Annotated in this window: 1 protein-coding gene and 1 pseudogene; both read left to right on the plus strand. The window is 69.3% G+C overall.

Annotated features, from left to right (window positions below; all coding sequences use genetic code 11):
- Positions 1-151: 151 nt before the first annotated feature.
- Positions 152-298: pseudogene (locus EOD15_RS34770) on the plus strand (cobalamin biosynthesis protein); the annotation flags it as partial.
- The coding region (cobM, locus tag EOD15_RS34775; RefSeq protein ID WP_127409329.1) for a precorrin-4 C(11)-methyltransferase at positions 295-1,011 on the plus strand (717 nt) is incomplete at its 3' end. The pseudogene EOD15_RS34770 and the gene cobM, both read left to right, overlap by 4 nt.

Consider the following 1,011-nt stretch of genomic DNA (forward strand, 5'->3'; position numbering starts at 1 on the left):
TCGCTCGGCTGACCATTCCGGGGCGAGCCACATGTCTCGCCCGTCCTTCGGACCCCCGGGGGGAGAGGAGATTGCCAGCGGCGGTGCCAATCTCTTCTCCCCAGCGGGGAGAAGGTGGCCCGGAGGGCCGGATGGGGGGGCCGCCTCGCGCAACCTCTCGCAAGAACTCGCCGGCACGCCATCGGTTTCCGAGGCATCCGCCCTCGCCGTTGCCGGCGCCGGCGCCAGACTGCTCGGCCCCCGCACGGTGCTCGGCCCCGTCACCTGCGCGATCGCCATCAGCGGAGATGCGCCATGACCGTCCATTTCATCGGCGCCGGTCCGGGTGCCGCCGACCTCATCACGCTGCGCGGCGCGAGGCTGCTGGCAAGCTGCCCGGTCTGCCTGCATGCCGGTTCGATCGTCGCGCCCGAATTGCTGCAGCACTGCGCGCCGGGGACAAAACTGATCGACACCGCGCCGATGTCGCTCGACGAGATCGAGGCCGCCTATCTCGACGCGCATAAATCAGGCCAGGATGTCGCCCGCCTGCATTCCGGCGACCTGTCGGTGTGGAGCGCCGTCGCCGAGCAGATCCGCCGGCTGGAAAAGCATGGCATTCCCTACACGCTGACGCCGGGCGTCCCCTCCTTCGCCGCTGCCGCCGCCGCATTGCGCCGCGAACTGACCATTCCTGAAGTCGCGCAAAGCCTGGTGCTGACCCGCATCTCAGGGCGCGCGTCAAAAATGCCGCCCGGCGAAACGCTGGCCGGCTTCGGCCGCACCGGCGCCACGCTGGCCATTCATCTGGCCATCCACGCCATCGACCGCGTTGTTGCCGAGCTGACGCCGCACTATGGCGGCGATTGCCCGGTGGCGGTCGTCTTCCGCGCCTCCTGGCCGGACGAGCGTGTGCTGACCGGTACGCTGGCGACCATCGAGGCGCTGCTCGCCGCCGATCCGATGGAGCGCACGGCGATCATCTTCGTCGGCCGCTCGCTGGCAGCCGAAGGTTTTGGCGAGAGTTCATTG

It is taken from the genome of Mesorhizobium sp. M7A.T.Ca.US.000.02.2.1 (assembly GCF_003996995.1).
Taxonomy (GTDB): Bacteria; Pseudomonadota; Alphaproteobacteria; order Rhizobiales; family Rhizobiaceae; genus Mesorhizobium.